At 67.0% G+C, this 16,061-nt stretch carries 16 protein-coding genes and 2 pseudogenes; 15 read left to right on the top strand and 3 right to left on the bottom strand.

Going from position 1 to position 16,061, the window contains the following annotated elements; all coding sequences use genetic code 11:
• Positions 1 to 47: 47 nt before the first annotated feature.
• The 8 genes and pseudogenes from ACLBYA_RS02940 (at position 48) to ACLBYA_RS02905 (ending at position 7,488) form a co-directional block, all read left to right on the top strand.
• Positions 48 to 1,523, top strand: coding sequence for an aldehyde dehydrogenase family protein (locus ACLBYA_RS02940; RefSeq protein WP_447707875.1), 1,476 nt, complete (start codon positions 48 to 50; stop codon positions 1,521 to 1,523).
• A gap of 7 nt (positions 1,524 to 1,530) precedes the next feature.
• Positions 1,531 to 2,175: pseudogene (locus ACLBYA_RS02935) on the top strand (acyl-CoA thioesterase); the annotation flags it as partial.
• 57 nt (positions 2,176 to 2,232) lie between these two features.
• Positions 2,233 to 2,439 carry a three-helix bundle dimerization domain-containing protein gene (locus ACLBYA_RS02930; RefSeq protein ID WP_447707874.1) on the top strand — a complete coding sequence of 69 codons (207 nt, stop codon included), beginning with the start codon at positions 2,233 to 2,235 and terminating at the stop codon, positions 2,437 to 2,439.
• A 22-nt stretch (positions 2,440 to 2,461) separates the two neighbouring features.
• Positions 2,462 to 3,505 carry a hypothetical protein gene (locus ACLBYA_RS02925; RefSeq protein WP_447707873.1) on the top strand — a complete coding sequence of 348 codons (1,044 nt, stop codon included), beginning with the start codon at positions 2,462 to 2,464 and terminating at the stop codon, positions 3,503 to 3,505.
• 2 nt (positions 3,506 to 3,507) lie between these two features.
• Positions 3,508 to 4,107, top strand: coding sequence for a DUF4129 domain-containing protein (locus tag ACLBYA_RS02920; protein ID WP_447707872.1), 600 nt, complete (start codon positions 3,508 to 3,510; stop codon positions 4,105 to 4,107).
• Entirely contained in the window at positions 4,104 to 5,216 is a 1,113-nt protein-coding gene (locus ACLBYA_RS02915; RefSeq protein ID WP_447707871.1) for a DUF4350 domain-containing protein, read from the top strand. The genes ACLBYA_RS02920 and ACLBYA_RS02915 overlap by 4 nt, the downstream gene beginning before the upstream one ends.
• On the top strand, positions 5,213 to 6,166 hold the full coding sequence (locus ACLBYA_RS02910; protein WP_447707870.1) for an AAA family ATPase: 954 nt from the start codon (positions 5,213 to 5,215) through the stop codon (positions 6,164 to 6,166). The genes ACLBYA_RS02915 and ACLBYA_RS02910 overlap by 4 nt, the downstream gene beginning before the upstream one ends.
• Positions 6,166 to 7,488 (top strand): DUF58 domain-containing protein, encoded by a 1,323-nt coding sequence (locus ACLBYA_RS02905; RefSeq protein WP_447707869.1) that lies wholly within the window; start codon positions 6,166 to 6,168, stop codon positions 7,486 to 7,488. The genes ACLBYA_RS02910 and ACLBYA_RS02905 overlap by 1 nt, the downstream gene beginning before the upstream one ends.
• Before the next feature lie 3 nt (positions 7,489 to 7,491).
• On the opposite strand, the gene ACLBYA_RS02900 is transcribed toward ACLBYA_RS02905, so the two are convergent.
• A complete protein-coding gene (locus ACLBYA_RS02900) occupies positions 7,492 to 8,484 on the bottom strand; it encodes a stage II sporulation protein M (RefSeq protein ID WP_447707868.1) in 993 nt (330 codons plus the stop codon).
• A 28-nt stretch (positions 8,485 to 8,512) separates the two neighbouring features.
• Here ACLBYA_RS02900 and ACLBYA_RS02895 point away from each other — a divergent pair, with 28 nt between their 5' ends.
• The 3 genes from ACLBYA_RS02895 to lfrA are packed head-to-tail and all read left to right on the top strand — an operon-like array spanning position 8,513 to position 11,525.
• Positions 8,513 to 9,340, top strand: coding sequence for an RDD family protein (locus ACLBYA_RS02895; protein WP_447707867.1), 828 nt, complete (start codon positions 8,513 to 8,515; stop codon positions 9,338 to 9,340).
• Positions 9,341 to 9,391: 51 nt separating this feature from the next.
• Complete coding sequence (locus tag ACLBYA_RS02890) at positions 9,392 to 9,961, top strand: TetR/AcrR family transcriptional regulator (RefSeq protein ID WP_447707866.1); 570 nt, start codon at positions 9,392 to 9,394, stop codon at positions 9,959 to 9,961.
• A 10-nt stretch (positions 9,962 to 9,971) separates the two neighbouring features.
• The gene (lfrA, locus tag ACLBYA_RS02885; protein ID WP_447707865.1) at positions 9,972 to 11,525 is read left to right on the top strand and encodes an efflux MFS transporter LfrA; all 1,554 of its coding nucleotides are present in this window, start codon (positions 9,972 to 9,974) and stop codon (positions 11,523 to 11,525) included.
• Here the strand turns inward: lfrA and ACLBYA_RS02880 are convergent.
• On the bottom strand, positions 11,473 to 11,919 hold the full coding sequence (locus tag ACLBYA_RS02880) for an anthrone oxygenase family protein (protein ID WP_447707864.1): 447 nt from the start codon (positions 11,917 to 11,919) through the stop codon (positions 11,473 to 11,475). The genes lfrA and ACLBYA_RS02880 overlap by 53 nt on opposite strands.
• Positions 11,920 to 12,108: 189 nt before the next feature.
• Here ACLBYA_RS02880 and ACLBYA_RS02875 point away from each other — a divergent pair, with 189 nt between their 5' ends.
• From ACLBYA_RS02875 to ACLBYA_RS02860, 4 genes and pseudogenes are all read left to right on the top strand, one after another.
• On the top strand, positions 12,109 to 12,375 hold the full coding sequence (locus ACLBYA_RS02875) for a hypothetical protein (RefSeq protein WP_447707863.1): 267 nt from the start codon (positions 12,109 to 12,111) through the stop codon (positions 12,373 to 12,375).
• An 85-nt stretch (positions 12,376 to 12,460) separates the two neighbouring features.
• Positions 12,461 to 13,513 (top strand): annotated as a pseudogene (locus ACLBYA_RS02870) (integrase core domain-containing protein).
• 279 nt (positions 13,514 to 13,792) lie between these two features.
• Entirely contained in the window at positions 13,793 to 14,389 is a 597-nt protein-coding gene (locus ACLBYA_RS02865) for a hypothetical protein (RefSeq protein WP_447707862.1), read from the top strand.
• Positions 14,390 to 14,490: 101 nt separating this feature from the next.
• Positions 14,491 to 15,003, top strand: a complete 513-nt coding sequence (locus tag ACLBYA_RS02860) for a hypothetical protein (RefSeq protein ID WP_447707861.1) — start codon at positions 14,491 to 14,493, stop codon at positions 15,001 to 15,003.
• A 41-nt stretch (positions 15,004 to 15,044) separates the two neighbouring features.
• On the opposite strand, the gene ACLBYA_RS02855 is transcribed toward ACLBYA_RS02860, so the two are convergent.
• Entirely contained in the window at positions 15,045 to 15,914 is an 870-nt protein-coding gene (locus ACLBYA_RS02855; protein WP_447707860.1) for a DUF2510 domain-containing protein, read from the bottom strand.
• Positions 15,915 to 16,061 lie beyond the last annotated feature (147 nt).

Here is a 16,061-nt window from a genome sequence, read left to right as displayed (position 1 = left end):
AGTGCTAAGCAGATGCTCAGCATTTTCGGGCGACGAAGGGGCCACCGATGACATCCACGATCTCCGACAAGGCACTGCAGTCTGTGCTGGACGACCTGCGCAACCGCCCCGGCACCGGGGAGCTCATTCCTGTCATCGACCCCGCCACCGAGGAGCAGATCACCGAGTTCCGCGACTGCGGCGTCGAGGCGGTCAACGAGGCGGTCGCCAAGGCGAAGGCCGCCCACCTGTCCGGGGTGTGGACCGACATCCCGGCCCGCCAGCGCGCCAAGGTGTTGTGGCGGCTTGGCGATCTGATCGATGAGCACGCCGAGGAGTTCGCGCAGCTCGAGTCGTTGGATGCCGGCATGCCCCCGTTCCAGGCCGGGATGATCGTCTCAACCTGCGCCGAGTTCTTCCGCTACTACGCCGGCTGGTGCACCAAGATCAACGGCAACAGCTACCAGGTGCAGATGGAGGGTGGTGTCAACAGCAACTACTCCGATCTGCACGCCTACACCTCCAAGGAGCCCTACGGCGTCGTCGGCCTGATCTACCCGTGGAACGGCCCGCTGTTCAACGCCTGCGCCAAGATCGCCCCCGCCCTGGCGGCCGGTTGCAGCATCGTGGTCAAGCCCGCCGAGGAGACCCCGCTGTCGGCGGTGCTGCTGGAGCGCCTGATCCGCGAGGCCGGCGTCCCCGACGGGGTCGCCAACTTCGTGATCGGCTATGGCGCCACCGCCGGCGCCGCGATCACCGCGCATCCGGATGTCGAGAAGGTCGCCTTCACCGGCTCGACCGAGGTCGGGAAGCAGATCATGCGGGACTCGGCCGACAACCTGAAGAAGGTCACCCTGGAGCTCGGCGGCAAGTCCCCGGTGCTGATCTACGAGGACGCCGATCTGGACATGGCCATCATGATGGCCTCGATGGGCATCTTCGTGCACTCCGGCCAGGGGTGTGTGTGCGGTTCGCGAGTCTTCGTGCAGCGCAGCGTTTATGACCGCGTGGTGGCCGGCATCTCGATGCTCGGCGAGAACCTCGTGCTGGGCGGACCCAAGGACGAGGGCGCGATGATCAGCCCGCTGGTCAGCCAGAAGCAGCTCGACCGGGTGCTCGGCTACGTCGAGCAGGGCAAGACCGAGGGCGAGATCGTCTCCGGCGGCTACCGACTCGATCGCAAGGGCTACTTCGTCAAACCCACCGTCATCACCGGCGTCGACCCGGCCACCAGCCGGCTCTACAAGGAGGAGATCTTCGGCCCGGTGGTCACGATCCTGCCGTTCGACGAGGACGACGAGGCCATCGCGATGGCCAACGACACCAGCTACGGCCTGGCCGGCACCGTGTGGACCAGCAACCTGGGCCGCGCGCACCGCCTGGCCAAGAAGCTGCAGGCCGGCATGATCGGGCTGAACTGTCAGCTGACCTTCGACCACAACGTGCCGTTCGGCGGCTACAAGCAGTCCGGGCTGGGCAAGGAATTCGGCTACGAGGGCATCGACGCCTATATGAAGACGAAGAGCATCTGGGCACAGCTGTAGCCTCCCGACCGTCGACCCGGCCAAGCACCCGCAATCCCTGCACGCCTATTTCGTGCGCGGCGGACAGTACGGAATCGACGTGCAGCTGCAGGTTGAGCGAACTCACGACGGCCGTTCCTTCGACACCCGCCGGGTGACCGCGCGCCAGCACGGCAAGGTCATCGGAGGAGATGATCTGCTCCTTCCAACTCGACGAGGACGGAGCCGACCGGCATCCGCCGCGCGAACCCAGCGTGACGATCGAAGACGCCGTCGCCAAGACACCCGATCCGGACACGGCGGATCGGTTCGAGCTGCGCTGCCATCCCGCGGACGACTCCCCGTTCGCGGTGCCACCGTTCTGGATCCGCACCCGCGATCAGATCGAGGATGACCCGCTGATCAGGGCCTGCGCCCTGACCTACATGTCCGACCTCGGCCCGGTACCGGCTGCCCGACCGCCGGGGCCCCGATCGCCGAGGACATCGGCTTCGCGGCCAGCCTGGACCACTCGATCTGGTGCCACCGGCCCTTCACCCCCGACCGGTGGCACCGCTACGAGGTCGACTCGCTGGGCAACAGCGACTCCCGCGGACTGGTCGTCGGCGGGTTCTACGACACGCACGGATCGCTGATCGCCATCACCAGTCAGCAGGCACTCCGGCGGCTGTGACGAAGGCCGCCCGCAGCAAACTTGACCCGCCCGTCGACTGTCAACAATGATGGCCCCGTGCTGAAGCTGCCTGAAAGTGAACAGATCGCGGCCGTCGAGGATCGTCTGGTGAAACGATTCACGGACGTCCCGGCCGCCGAGATCCACACCACCGTGGCCGCGGCCCATCAGCACTTCATCCAGAGCACCGTCCGCGATTACGTCGCACTGCTCGTCGAGCGCCGCGCCCTGACGGATCTGAAAGCAGCCCAGCACCCCCGCTGATCGGCCCGCCTACGATGGGGTCATGACGGGATATGCGGGCGGGTATCACCCGTATTTTCCCCCCACGGCCGGTTTCCCTCTCCAACCCGGGATCATCCCGCTGCGCCCACTGACCCTGTCCGACATCTTCAACGGGGCGTTCGGCTACATCCGGGCCAACCCGAAGACCACCCTGGGTCTGACCACCATCGTGGTCCTGGCCACTCAGGTACTCGCCCTGCTCCTGCAGATCGGGCCGTTGGCGGCGGCCGACGCACTCGATCCGTTGCCGTCGGATGCCGCCTATGCCGAGCTGGACGCCGATGTCGCCGGTTTGGTGGGTTCGCTGGTGGGCAGCCTCACCGGCGCCCTGGCCACCTGGATCTCGGCCATTCTGCTCAGCGGCCTGTTGACCGTGATCGTAGGACGCGCGGTGTTCGGGTCTGCCATCACCATCGGTGCGGCGTGGCAGCGGCTGCGCGGTCGGCTCTGGGCGCTGCTCGGGGTCGCCGTACTGGAAACCGGCGCCGCCCTGCTGCTGGTGGGGGCCGTCACCGCCACCATCGTCGTCCTCGCCGTCGCCGTCAACGGCTGGGCGGCGTTTTTCATCGGCGTGCCCTTGTCGTTGGTCGCGATCACCGCGCTGGTGTACGTCTACACCAAGATCAGCTTCGCGCCCACCCTCGTCGTACTGGAGCGCCTGCCCATCATCGTGGCCATCGAGCGGTCGTTCGCCCTGGTACGCAATGACTTCTGGCGGGTGTTCGGTATCCGCCTGCTGGCCATGGTGGTCGCCGGCATGATCGCCGGCGCCGTGTCGGTCCCGTTCAGCCTGGGCGGACAGTTCCTGATCATGGCCGCCGGTTCGGCCGCGGCCACCGTCGGCGGACTGGTGCTCGTCACCGTCGGCGCCGCCATCGGCCAGATCCTCACCGCGCCGTTCACCGCCGGGGTGATCGTGTTGCAGTACACCGATCGACGCATCCGCGCCGAGGCCTTCGACCTGGTGCTGCAGACCGGCGCCGGGTTCGCCCCGTCCGCGCCGCAGGATTCCACCGACCATCTCTGGCTGACCCGCCAGCGGTAGACGTGACCGGGCTGAACATCGACGGCGACGCCGCGCACGACGCCGCCCAAAGCGAGCTCACCAAGCCGATCTATCCCAGACCCTCGTTGACCGACCGTCTGCTGGGCTGGCTCGACGAGCTGATCTACAAGGCCTTCACCCACGGCGATTGGCTGCCCGGCGGGTGGATCACGCTGGCCTTGTTGGTGACGCTGACGCTGGTCGCCATCACAATCGCGGTACGGGTGGCACGGCGCACCATGCGCACTCGGCGGAACCCCGAAGCGGCTCTGCTCACCGAGCGGGTCCGCACCGCCACCGAACACCGCGCCGTAGCCGAACAGGCTGCCGCCCAGGGTGATTGGACGCACGCGATTCAGCACCGGCTGCGGGCCGTCGCTCGCGAGCTGGAGCAGACCGCCACACTGGATCCGGTCCCGGGCCGCACGGCCACCGAACTCGCCCGCGCCGCCGGGGCCGCACTGCCCGGCCTCGACGACGAGTTCCGCACCGCGGCAGACACCTTCAACGGCGTGACCTACGGTGCCCGCCCCGGTACCGAATCCGGCTACCGCCAGATCACCGAACTGGACCGCCGGTTGCACGGGGCAGGTGCGCGATGACCGCGCAGCGTTGGCGCACAGCGCGGATGGTCGGTTTCGCGCTGGCACTCATCGTGGCGGTATCGGCACTGAGCGCCTACTGGACCGCGCCACGCCACGGCGGGCTGCTGGAGGCCGGGTCCACCGCCCCGGATGGGGCGCACGCGCTGACCACCTTGTTGCAGGAGCACGGTGTCGAGGTGGTGGTGGCCGACACCGTCGACGAGGTTGCCGCCGCGGCCCGCCCCGACACCCAGATCGCGGTGGCCCAGACCTTCTTCCTGCTCGACGAAGCCGCGCTGCACCGGTTGGCAGCGGTGCCCGGGGACCGCCTGCTCATCGCGCCGGCCTCGGCCACCCGGGAGCGGCTGGCACCGGGAATCGATCTCGACGGCAGCGTGCAGTTCGGTGGCCGCCCCGACTGCGCGCTGCGGGAGGCCGTGTCCGCCGGCGATGTGCAGTTCGGGGTGAGCGACGGCTACGCCCGCGCCGACGACCTGCCGGTGACCCGCTGCTACGGCGGCGCGCTGGTGCGCTACGACGATGCCGGCCGCACCATCACCGTCGTCGGCAGCGGCGATTTCATGACAAACGCCGGACTGCTCGGCCAGGGCAGCGCCGCGCTCGCGATGAACCTGACCGGCACCCATGACCGGGTCATCTGGTACGCCCCTCAGCAACTCGAGGGTGAAACCACCGCCGACGGCTCGCTTTTCGACCTGATGCCCGCGCAGATCGGCTGGATGGTGCTGCAGTTGGTGGTGGCGGTACTGCTGGTGGCGTGGTGGCAGGGCCGACGCCTCGGGCAGCTGGTGGCCGAGCGGTTACCCGTCGTGGTGCGGGCCTCGGAAACCGTCGAGGGTCGCGCCCGGCTGTACCGCTCCCACCGTGCCCGTGACCGCGCCGCCGACGCCCTGCGGACCGCGACCCTGGCGCGGCTGCAGCCACGGCTGGGGCTCAGCCACCGGGCGCCGCCGCACGCGGTCACCCAGGCTGTCGCCCAGCGCATCGGTGGCGATCCGAATGCACTGTCCCACATTCTTTTCGGTCCGGCGCCGGAAACCGATGACGCACTGCTCGCACTGGCCCATCAACTCGACGACATCGAAAGGCAGGTCACACAGTCGTGACTCAACCCGACACCGCACGGGAGGCGCTGCTCGCCCTCCGTAACGAGATCTCCAAGGCCGTGGTCGGCCAGGACGCGGTGGTCAGCGGTCTGGTGATCGCACTGCTGTGCCGCGGCCACGTGCTTCTCGAGGGTGTTCCCGGCGTAGCGAAGACCCTGTTGGTGCGCAGCCTGGCCGCGACCCTGCAGCTGGATTTCAAACGTGTGCAGTTCACCCCGGACCTGATGCCCGGTGATGTCACCGGATCGCTGGTGTACGACGCGCGCACCGCGGAGTTCGAGTTCCGCGCCGGCCCGGTGTTCACCCACCTGCTGTTGGCCGACGAGATCAACCGCACCCCACCGAAGACCCAGGCCGCACTGCTGGAGGCCATGGAGGAGCGGCAGGTCACCGTCGACGGTGAACCGCGCGCCCTACCCGACCCGTTCATCGTGGCCGCCACCCAGAACCCGATCGAGTACGAGGGCACCTACCAGTTGCCCGAGGCACAGCTGGACCGGTTCCTGCTCAAGCTCAATGTGCCGTTGCCGCCACGCGATCAGGAGATCGCGATCCTGCACCGGCACGCAACGGGTTTCGACCCGCGCGACCTGTCGGCACTGCGTCCGGTGGCCGGGCCCGCCGATCTGGCCGCCGGCCGTGACGCCGTGCGCCAGGTACTGGTGGCCCCGGAGATCCTCGGCTATATCGTCGATATCGTCGGCGCCACCCGGCATTCCCCGGCGCTGCAACTCGGGGTGTCCCCGCGCGGCGCCACCGCCCTGTTGGCCACCGCCCGGTCCTGGGCCTGGTTGTCCGGGCGCAACTACGTCACTCCCGACGATGTCAAGGCGATGGCCCGCCCGACCCTGCGGCACCGGGTGGCACTGCGTCCGGAGGCCGAGCTCGAGGGTGCCGACGCCGACGGTGTGCTCGACGGCATCCTCACCGCGGTCCCGGTACCTCGCTAGTGGTCCTCACCGGCCGGGCCGGCCTGCTGGCGCTGATCGGCGTGCTGCCGATCGGCATCTCTCCTTGGCCGGCAACAACATTCGCGATCGTCGCGCTGGCTATCGGCACGCTGCTGATCATCGATGTCGTGCTGGCTTCCGGCGCCGGAGATCTGGAACTGCACCGCAGCGGTGACACCACGGCACGGCTGGGACAGCGCCTGCAGGTCGCACTCGACATCCACCAGCGCGGGCCGCGACAGTTGCGCGGTGCGGTGCGCGATGCCTGGCCGCCCAGCGCCCGGGCCACCCCACGTTCGCAGCCGCTGGATCTCCCACCCGGCGGCCGGGTCCGGATCGTCACCGAACTCAGCCCGGTACGCCGCGGCGATCTGGCGGCGGCCGGGGTCACCGTGCGATCCATCGGACCGCTCGGACTGGCCGGCCGGCAGCGCACCCAGCAGGCCGAGTGGCAGGTGCGGGTGCTGCCACCGTTCCTGTCCCGCAAGCATCTTCCGTCGCGGCTGGCCAAGTTACGCGAGCTCGACGGGATGGTGCCGGTGTTGATCCGGGGGCAGGGCACCGAGTTCGATTCGCTGCGTGAGTACGTGGTCGGCGACGATGTCCGCTCCATCGACTGGCGAGCCACCGCGCGGCGGGCCGATGTGGTGGTGCGCACCTGGCGCCCGGAGCGGGACCGCCGGGTGGTGATCGTGTTGGACACCGGCCGGACATCGGCGGGCCGGATCGGGGTCGATCCCACCTCCGCGGACCCGGCCGGCTGGCCGCGGCTGGACTGGTCCATGGACGCCGCCCTGCTGCTGGCTGCGCTGGCGTCCCGCGCCGGCGACCACGTGGATTTCCTTGCCCACGACCGGGTTACCCGCGCCGGACTGTTCGGTACCTCGCGCCGGGAGCTGCTGGCCCAATTGGTGGCCGCGATGGCGCCCCTGCAGCCCGCGTTGCTCGAATCGGATGCCGCGGCCATGGTCGCGGCCATCGGCCGCCGGGTCCGACGTCGGGCGCTGGTGGTGCTGCTGACCGACCTGAACGCGGCGGCCCTCGAGGAAGGTCTACTGACGGTGTTGGCACAGTTGTCGACCCGCCACCAGGTCATGATGGCCGCGGTGTCCGATCCGCGGGTCGACGCGATGGCCGCCGGCCGGGCCGATGCCGCCCAGGTGTATGACGCCGCGGCGGCCGAACGTGCCCGGAACGACCGCCGCAATATCGCGGCCCGACTGCGCGGGCACGGGGTGGACGTCATCGACGCACCGCCCGACGATCTGGCCCCGGCACTCGCCGACCGCTATCTGGCACTCAAGGCCACGGGCCGGCTCTGAGCGCTATCCGGTCGGTACGACGTCGGGCGCGTCCTCGACGTCACCGGTCTCGGCGGCGCGTGCGGCCTTGCGCCCGAAGTGGACGACGTAGGCCAGGAAGGCGATCTCGGCGGCGACCCCGATGGCGATCCGGGCCCAGGTAGGCAGCGGCGACGGCGTCACCAGCGCCTCGATCACACCGGAGATCAGCAGCACGACGACCAGACCACCGGCCACCGAGACGACGGCCCGACCACGTTCGGCCAACACCTGCCCACGCGGCCGGTCTCCCGGCGCGATCACCGACCAGCCCAGCCGCATGCCTGCGGCGGCGGCCAGGAACACCGCGGTGAGCTCCAGCAGTCCGTGCGGGGTCAGCAGTCCGAGGAACAGGTCGCCCTTGCCTGCCCCGAACATCAGGCCGCCGGCCACCCCGACGTTGGCGGCGTTCTGCAGTAACACCCAGGGGATGGGCAGACCCAGCAGGATCGCGAACGCGATGCACTGCGCCGCTACCCACGCGTTGTTGACCCAGACCCGCAGGCCGAACGAGCCGGCCGGATTCTCGCTGTAGTAGGACTCGAAATCGTGGTTGATCATCTGTTCGAGCTCGGCCGGGGTGCCCAGGGTGGCGCGCACCTCGGGGCTGCCGGCCACCCAGAATCCGATGACCACCGCGACGATCAGGAACGCCAGCGCCGAACCCAGCCACCACCGCCGGCAGTCGTGGGCGACCACCGGAAACGACACCGTCCAGAACCGGATGAACTCCCGCCACAGCGGTGCCCGGGCACCGGTGACCGCGGAGCGGGCCTGGGCCACCAGCCCGGACAACCTGCCGACGAGGACCGCGTCACCGGATGCGCTGCGCACCATCGACAGATGGGTGGACACCCGCTGGTACAGGTCGACCAGTTCGTCGATCTCGGCACCGGTCAGACTGCGGCGGCGCTTGAGCAATTGCTCCAGCCGATTCCACGCCGGGCTGTGGGCCAGAACGAACGCGTCCACATCCACGTCCGCGATCCTAGTAGCGTCAGAGGGCATGGTCTTCCAGCCAGAACCGGTCGTGACGGGCGATGCCGTGACGCTCGATGTGTCGATCGCACAATTGCCGGTGCGCGCCGCCGCGGCGTTGATCGACATCATGGTGATGGGCTTCGGCTACACCATCCTGGTCATCCTGTGGGCGTTGACACTGTCCGATTTCGACCCGGCGCTGTCGGCGGCGGTGCTGATCATCTTCATGGTGCTGGTGCTCGTCGGCTACCCGGTGATCTTCGAGATGGCCTCGGGCGGCCGCTCCCTGGGCAAGATGGCGCTCGGGCTGCGGGTGGTCTCCGATGACGGCGGTCCGGAACGGTTGCGTCAGGCGGTGTTTCGCGCGTTGTCCAGTGTGATCGAGATCTGGACGCTGACCGGCGGCCCCGCGGTGATCTGCAGCATGATCTCACCGAAGGGCAAACGGATCGGTGATGTGTTCGCGGGCACCATGGTGATCAGCGAGCGTGCCCCACGACTGAACCCGCCCCCGCCGATGCCGGCCGGGCTTGCCTGGTGGGCGGCGACCCTGCAGTTGTCGGGGCTGGGTCCCGATCAGGCGAACATGGCCCGCCAGTTCCTGTCCCGCGCGACGCAGCTGGAACCGCAGTTGCGTACCGAGATGGCGCAGCGTGTCACCGGGGAGGTGCTCGCCCGGGTGTCACCGCCACCACCGCCGGGCGCCCCGCCGGAGCAGGTGCTCGCCGCCGTGCTGGCCGAACGCCATCACCGCGAGCTGGCGCGGCTGAATGTGACCGCACAGCCCTACCCGGCTGCTGTCCCGGTCCCACCGCCACCACCTCCCACCAGCGGGTTCTGTCCACCCAGCTGATATTGAGACATGGATGTCCCATTTTGGGAGATTCGTGCTATCTTTAGCGTCATGAGTGTCCACGACATCGCCGAATCCGGTGCGCGCCATCGCACCCGGCGCGCGATCGTCGAGGCCGCGATCACCGTAATGTCGGACAATCCGACGGCTCCGCTGAGCGATATCGCCGAAGCCGCCGGTGTCGGCCGCAGCACGCTGCACCGGTATTTCCCGGAGCGTTTCGATCTGCTGCGGGCGGTCGCGTTGGAGGTACACGCCGCCAGCAACGCGGCCATCGAGGCCGCTGACCCGACCTGCGGGCCGACCATCACGGCGCTGCGGCGCGTGGTGGAGAGCCAGCTCGACCTCGGGCCGATCATGCAGTACGTCTACACCGACCCGCTGATCCAGTCCGACCGCGAACTCGCCGCGTTCCTCGATACCGGTGACGAGGTGATCGCCGAGATCCTCTCCCGCGCAACGGCCGACCGTCCTGCCTATCCGCCCGGCTGGTCGCGCCGGGTGTTCTGGGCGCTGTTGCTGGCCGGATATTCCGCGGTCCGCGACGACGGGACACCACGACAACAGGTCGTCGACGCCATCATGAACAGCCTCACCGAAGGCACCATCTCTTCCCGATAAGGAACACCTCGTGACCACCCACTCCGATGCGACGGCATCGGTGACTCCCCCCGCAGCCACGCCGCGCCGTGCCTGGTTGGCACTCGCCGTACTCACCCTGCCGGTGATGTTGATCGCGATCGACAACACCGTGCTGGCCTTCGCGCTGCCCGCGATCGCGGAGGACTTCCGACCGCCCGCCGCCACCCAGTTGTGGATCGTCGACGTGTACTCCCTGGTACTGGCCGCTCTGCTGGTCGCGATGGGCAGCATCGGCGACCGGATCGGCCGGCGCCGGCTGCTGCTGATCGGCGGAGCGGGCTTCGCGGTGGTCTCCGCGGCGGCGGCGTTCGCCCCCAGCGCCGAGATGCTGGTGCTGGCCCGGGCCGTGCTGGGCTTCTTCGGCGCCATGCTGATGCCGTCCACACTGTCGCTGATCCGCAACATCTTCACCGAGGCCTCCGCACGACGGTTGGCGATCGCGATCTGGGCCTCGTGTTTCACCGCCGGCTCGACTCTCGGGCCGATCGTCGGCGGCGCGCTGCTGGAGCATTTCCATTGGGGCTCGGTGTTTCTGATCGCCGTGCCGATCCTGCTGCCGTTGCTGATCCTGGCACCGAAGCTGGTCCCGGAATCCAAGGACCCGAACCCGGGCCCGCTGGACCTGATCAGCGTGGGGCTGAGCTTCGTCGCGATGCTGCCGTTCGTGTGGGCCATCAAGACCGTCGCCCACGACGGTCCGTCACTTCCGGTGGTGGCAGCCTTCGTCGTCGGTATCGGCGCGGGCGTGCTGTTCGTCCGGCGTCAGACCCGCAGCGCGACACCGATGCTCGATATGGCGTTGTTCCGGTCGGGTCCGTTCACGTCCTCGATCCTGGCCAACTTCCTGTCCATCGTCGGCCTCATCGGGTTCATCTTCTTCGTGTCCCAGCATCTGCAGCTGGTGCTCGGCCTGAGCCCGCTGGTGGCGGGTCTGGTGACACTGCCCGGTGCGGTGTTGTCGATGATCGCCGGTATCTCGGTGGTCAAGGCGGCCAAACACTTCTCGGCGCAGGCGCTCATCGTCTTCGGGCTGCTGTTCGTGGCGGCGGGCTTCATCCTGATCCTGCTGTTCCGCCACGACCTGTCGGTGACGGCGGTCATCGTGTCGTTCCTGGTGCTCGAACTCGGCGTCGGGGTGTCGCAGACCATCTCCAACGACACCATCGTGGCCTCGGTGCCCGCAGCCAAAGCCGGTGCGGCATCGGCGGTTTCCGAGACCGCCTACGAACTGGGCGCGGTGGTGGGCGCGGCCACCCTTGGCACCATCTTCACCGCGTTCTACCGGAACAATGTGGAGGTCCCGGCCGGGCTGACACCGGCTCAGGCCGGCGACGCCGCCGAAAGCATCGGCGGCGCCACCTCGGTGGCCGGGGAACTGCCCCCGGCGACGGCCGAGAAGCTGTTGGAGTCCGCGCACACCGCTTTCGATTCAGGCATCGCGCCGACGGCATCCATTGCCGCGGTGCTCGCCCTGACCGCGGCGGTGGTCGTCATCGCGGCATTCCGGCGATCATCAGAACCGCTCCACCCAGCAGACCACTGACCGTGCGGACGTGGTTCCACGCGGTCCACGGCCCCAGGTAGGACTGCCAGTCCAATCCGGCCTCCAACCGGTTGTTGAGTGGGACGTTGAAACCGATGGTGACCACGATCGGGATGAGCGCCAACACCGCCCCGGCGATGAGCACCGGGTCACGTTGGGTCACCGCGATGACGCCGAGGACCAGAGCCAACACACCGGTGCCCAAGAACAGAATCAGAAAGGGTGCGTTGGCCTGAGCCTCAGCGTTGATCCCGCGCATGGATGCCCGAGCGTGGGCGGCGTCACCGCGGTCCAGGCCACGCATGACGAACGTCGAGAACGCGTAGAACAGACCACCGACGGCAGCACTGGCGACCGCCGTCACGATGGTCAGGACGAGCACGGGGTTGGTCATGAAACAAAAGTCTCGGTTCTGCGCCATTTGATGGACTGTGGTCGTCGTTTGTCGAGCGTAGGCCGCCAAGCCGAACCGTCCCCCTCGTCAATAGCAGGTAGGCCGCCCGATTAGCACGCTAAACGTTTTATGGCTATTTAAATGGTCGTTTCCTGTTCGAGATCACAACGATGGAGTATCGTCGGGGCAATGACTACACCAACTCGCGAGGGAATCAGCGATGCCGAGCACATCGCGAACCTCATCACCGGAATCCGGCGCAACCGCGCCACCATCAACCGCCGCCGCGCCGCCGTCACTCAAGCCGTGGAGCATCAGAAGCACTACATCCGGGAATTGCTCTCGATGGGTGTCCCGCCCAAGAGGGCGGCCCGGGAGAGCGGCTTGACCCTCGGGCGGATCTCTCAGATCCGTAACGAAGGTGGACCCAGCACCAGCATGTTCGATTTTGTTTAGCCTTGGTGACGTGTTCCCGCTGAATGAGTCCAACCAGTTTTAGAGTCCTATGGCCCGATGTCGGGCCAGAAGGGACGATGAACACATGGCTGGCCGGAAGCGGAATTCCGCGGAGGACATCGTGCGCAAGTTGCGCCGGGCAGATGAGCTGGCTGCCGAGGGCAAGACCGGCGAGGAGATCGCTGCCGAGCTGCAGGTCTCGCCGGCCACGCTGTACAACTGGCGGCGCACCTACGGCGGCATGGACACCGACGCCGCCAAGGAGCTCAAGGAGCTGCGCGAGCAGAACGCCCGATTGAAGCGGCTGCTGGCCGAAGCCGAACTCGAAAAGGACGCGTTGCGGGAGGTCGCGAAGGGAAAATTCTGAGCCCAGCTGCCAAGCGCCGCGCCGTCGACATGCTCAAGGACACCTTGGACATGTCGGAACGGCTGGCGTGCAAGGCCGTTGGGCTGGCCCGCTCCACCTACCGCCGCCTGCCGCTCGGGCGGACCCCTGAGGATCCGGATGCCGAGATGCGGGCCTGGTTGCGCTCCTACGCCACCAAACACCCGTGCCATGGGTTCCGGCGTGCCTGGGCGACGTTGCACTTCGACGAGCGCCGTGAGGTCAACAAGAAGAAGATCCACCGGCTGTGGCGGGAGGAGGGCTCGACTTCCAGTTCGACTCCACCATCGACGGCAAGGCCATCAAGATCGCCTCGATGATCGATGAACACACTCGGGTTTCGCTGCTGCATGTGGTGGAGCGCTCGATCACCGGCGAGCGGCTGGTGTTCGAGCTAGAGAAAGCCTTCGCCGCTGCCGGCGGCCGGCGAAGGTGCTACGGATGGACAACGGTCCGGAGATGGTTTCTCGAGCGCTGCAACGGTTCTGCGAGAACAAGACCGGCATGGTGTACATCCCGCCGGGCTGCCCGTGGGACAACGGCTACATCGAATCGTTCAACAACCGCCTGCGGAAGGAGTGCCTCAACCGCAATTACTGGAACACCCTGTTCGAAGCCCGCGTGGTCATCGGCGACTTCAAGCACGAGCACAACCACCGACACCGCCACTCGGCGCTGGGCTACCTGACGCCGGCCGAGTACGCTGCAGCCTGCAGGTGCACCCACACCCCGGTGGCCTGCAGCATCAACTGAGAACGGATCACACCAACCCGACTCGAGAACCGGGTGGACTCAGTATCGGGGACTCGCCATTGGAGAAGGCCGGAGAGTCGGCAACCCAATCGCAATTCCCGTGGTAAGAGCGCCCAACTGCGCCGAATAGCATTCAGCTGGAGGAGCCTTGGTGACGTGCTTTGCCACGGAGCGACGACTCGGCTGTCTGTTCTATGTACTGCGCTCCACCGCGACGACGATCCGTGCAACCTCTGAGCGACCAGGCCCGCCGCGGCTTGTGCCGTATCTTTCCGCACCATGGCTCAGTGGCTGAAGGACTACGCACCAATTCTCGCCACACTCGGAGCGTTACTGGGGGTGATCGTCACGGTCGGCGGCGCCAGTCGGACTTACCGGCAAGGGCTGATCGAGAAACGTCGAGATCACCAACGCGAGCTATTGGGAGACCTCATAGCCAACGTTCAGCAGTGGTGCGGACTGCTGGATGTGGTCTATCCGGCCATGACGAAAATGTCGACCAACGACATGATGGAGTTCGCCGACACTGACACCGGCCGACGCCAAGGCCAATTGGCGCAGGCGCTCCAGGTGACCCTCATCAAATGTCTGTGCGAGATCAGCGACAGCCGAATCCACCCTGTTCTGCTTCAACTTGAGGACCAACGCCGAACACTAACTGACGGTGATGAGGTCGCTCCGATGTTCAATCCCCGAATGGGCGATAAAGAACGGCTCGACGCGCTACTCGTCATGCTCGGGCGAATCCGCGGAATCAAGAATACCTCTGACAACATCCTGGTCGAAGCCATCAAGGCGCTTCCTGTCGAGTTCGAAGACACAACCTTCCAGCGCCGATTTCGACGTTGGCTCGCCGAATCGATGTTCGTCACCTGACTAAAAGGGCGGCCAGTACCTCCGTGAGCTTGGCCGCATCGCTCCCTTGTTGAGTTCCGTACGGGCACAAACTGATCTCCGCCGGTGTATACGATTATTCGATGGACGCAAGCGCGGTTATTGCTATTGCGGGTCTGACCACTGCGCTACTCGGCACCCTTACAGTGCCGTTGCTTCAGAGCTTCTTCACCAACAAACGTGAGAACGCGCTGCGCCTCGACGAGCGCCAGCACTCGGCCTACATCGACGCAGTCACATACGCTCAGATAGTCGCGCAGCGGCTGGAGGACCTGTCCGAGGATCCGTTGACTAGAAGCCACCGAGCCCTGCGCCCAACACCGGACGAAGTACTGATCCGCGCCAAACTTGACCTTGTTGCACCCACGGCCGTGACGCAGGCGTTTGACGAGCTCACTCGGTCCTGGGAGATCCTCAGCTGGAATTTGAACGAAGAAGGGCCGTCGGCGGTGTATGGCGACGAGGTCGTCTTTCACGTAGCGCACGACAGTCCCGATGTTATTCGTGTCGTCACGGCGATCAACCGGTTGAAGCAGGAGCTACGCCCAAAGAAGCTGGGCGAGCTACCCGTTCAGTCGCCGCGAGCTTTGGAGTAATGACCGGGGCCAACGAAATAGCCGGGGGCAACACCGAACGCCTAGCTGATGTAGACGATCAGCGGGTCGCCCTGCGGGTTAGTTCCCGTGCAGCGTTGCGACGTCGGCCACGCGTCCGTGTCCGCCGGGGCGCAGCGCATCGTGTAGAGCCTGCCCGTGACTGGGCTATAGGCCGTGACGATCAAACCGGGTTGGCCGTACCAGGATCTGCGGACGTTGTCCGCGAACGCACAGCTGGTTTCGGCTGAGGCGACGCCGGACAGGCCAGACGGGCACAGTCTGAAACTCTCGAGTTCACCCGGGCTCAAGACTGGCGGCGGGGGTGGCGGTAGTCGTGCTGCCGGCGGCGGCGCGGACGGTGAGGGCCGAGCTTCCTCTGCGAACGCGAACGCTCCGGGCGGGGTTTCCCACAGCACGTTCTCGTCGTCGGCCGTGACGTCGACTGGAACGTCATGCTCGGTGTCGTCCGAAGTCTTCACGGTCGCGATGCCCTTGTATTCGTTGCCGGACTTGTGAACCAACAGCACCTCAACGACGGTCAGGCCCTTCAGGTCCGGGTCATCGTCCAGGCTCCGCTGCATCGCCCTCTCGACCTCGCCTGCGACCGCTGCCGTCGGGGCCGGTGTCGGGGTTGCCGCGGTTGTAGTGGTCGGTGTGGCCATCGGCGTCGCTTGCGGGGTATCCGATGATGTCCGTGTCATGACGAATGCCGCTGAGCCAACAGCAATCGCGGCCGTAGCGGCGAGGCCGACCCACACCGGCCAGTTGCGCCGGGGCTTCTCCACTGGGGACGGGGATTCTGGGAACTCCTGCGGCTCTGGCTGGATCGCGCCATCCCATTGAGCGCCATCCCAGTAGCGGGCACCTTGGCCGCCGAGCGGGTCGGGATACCAGCCGGGGGGATTTGTCATGCTACTACTGCTGCCGCAACTACGGCGCCGCCCCGGCCGCGTTGCTGAGCGACTCGCGAGTTATTCATCTCTGCTGCTCACCCCCGAATTATCGTCAGTGACGTTAGTTTCTGCCCGTCGTCACCGCAACACCGAAGATCCGGCCAG

It is taken from the genome of Mycobacterium sp. C31M (assembly GCF_053345865.1).
The sequence above is the reverse complement of the archived record's forward strand: the minus strand, read 5'-3'. Positions and strand labels throughout refer to the sequence as shown.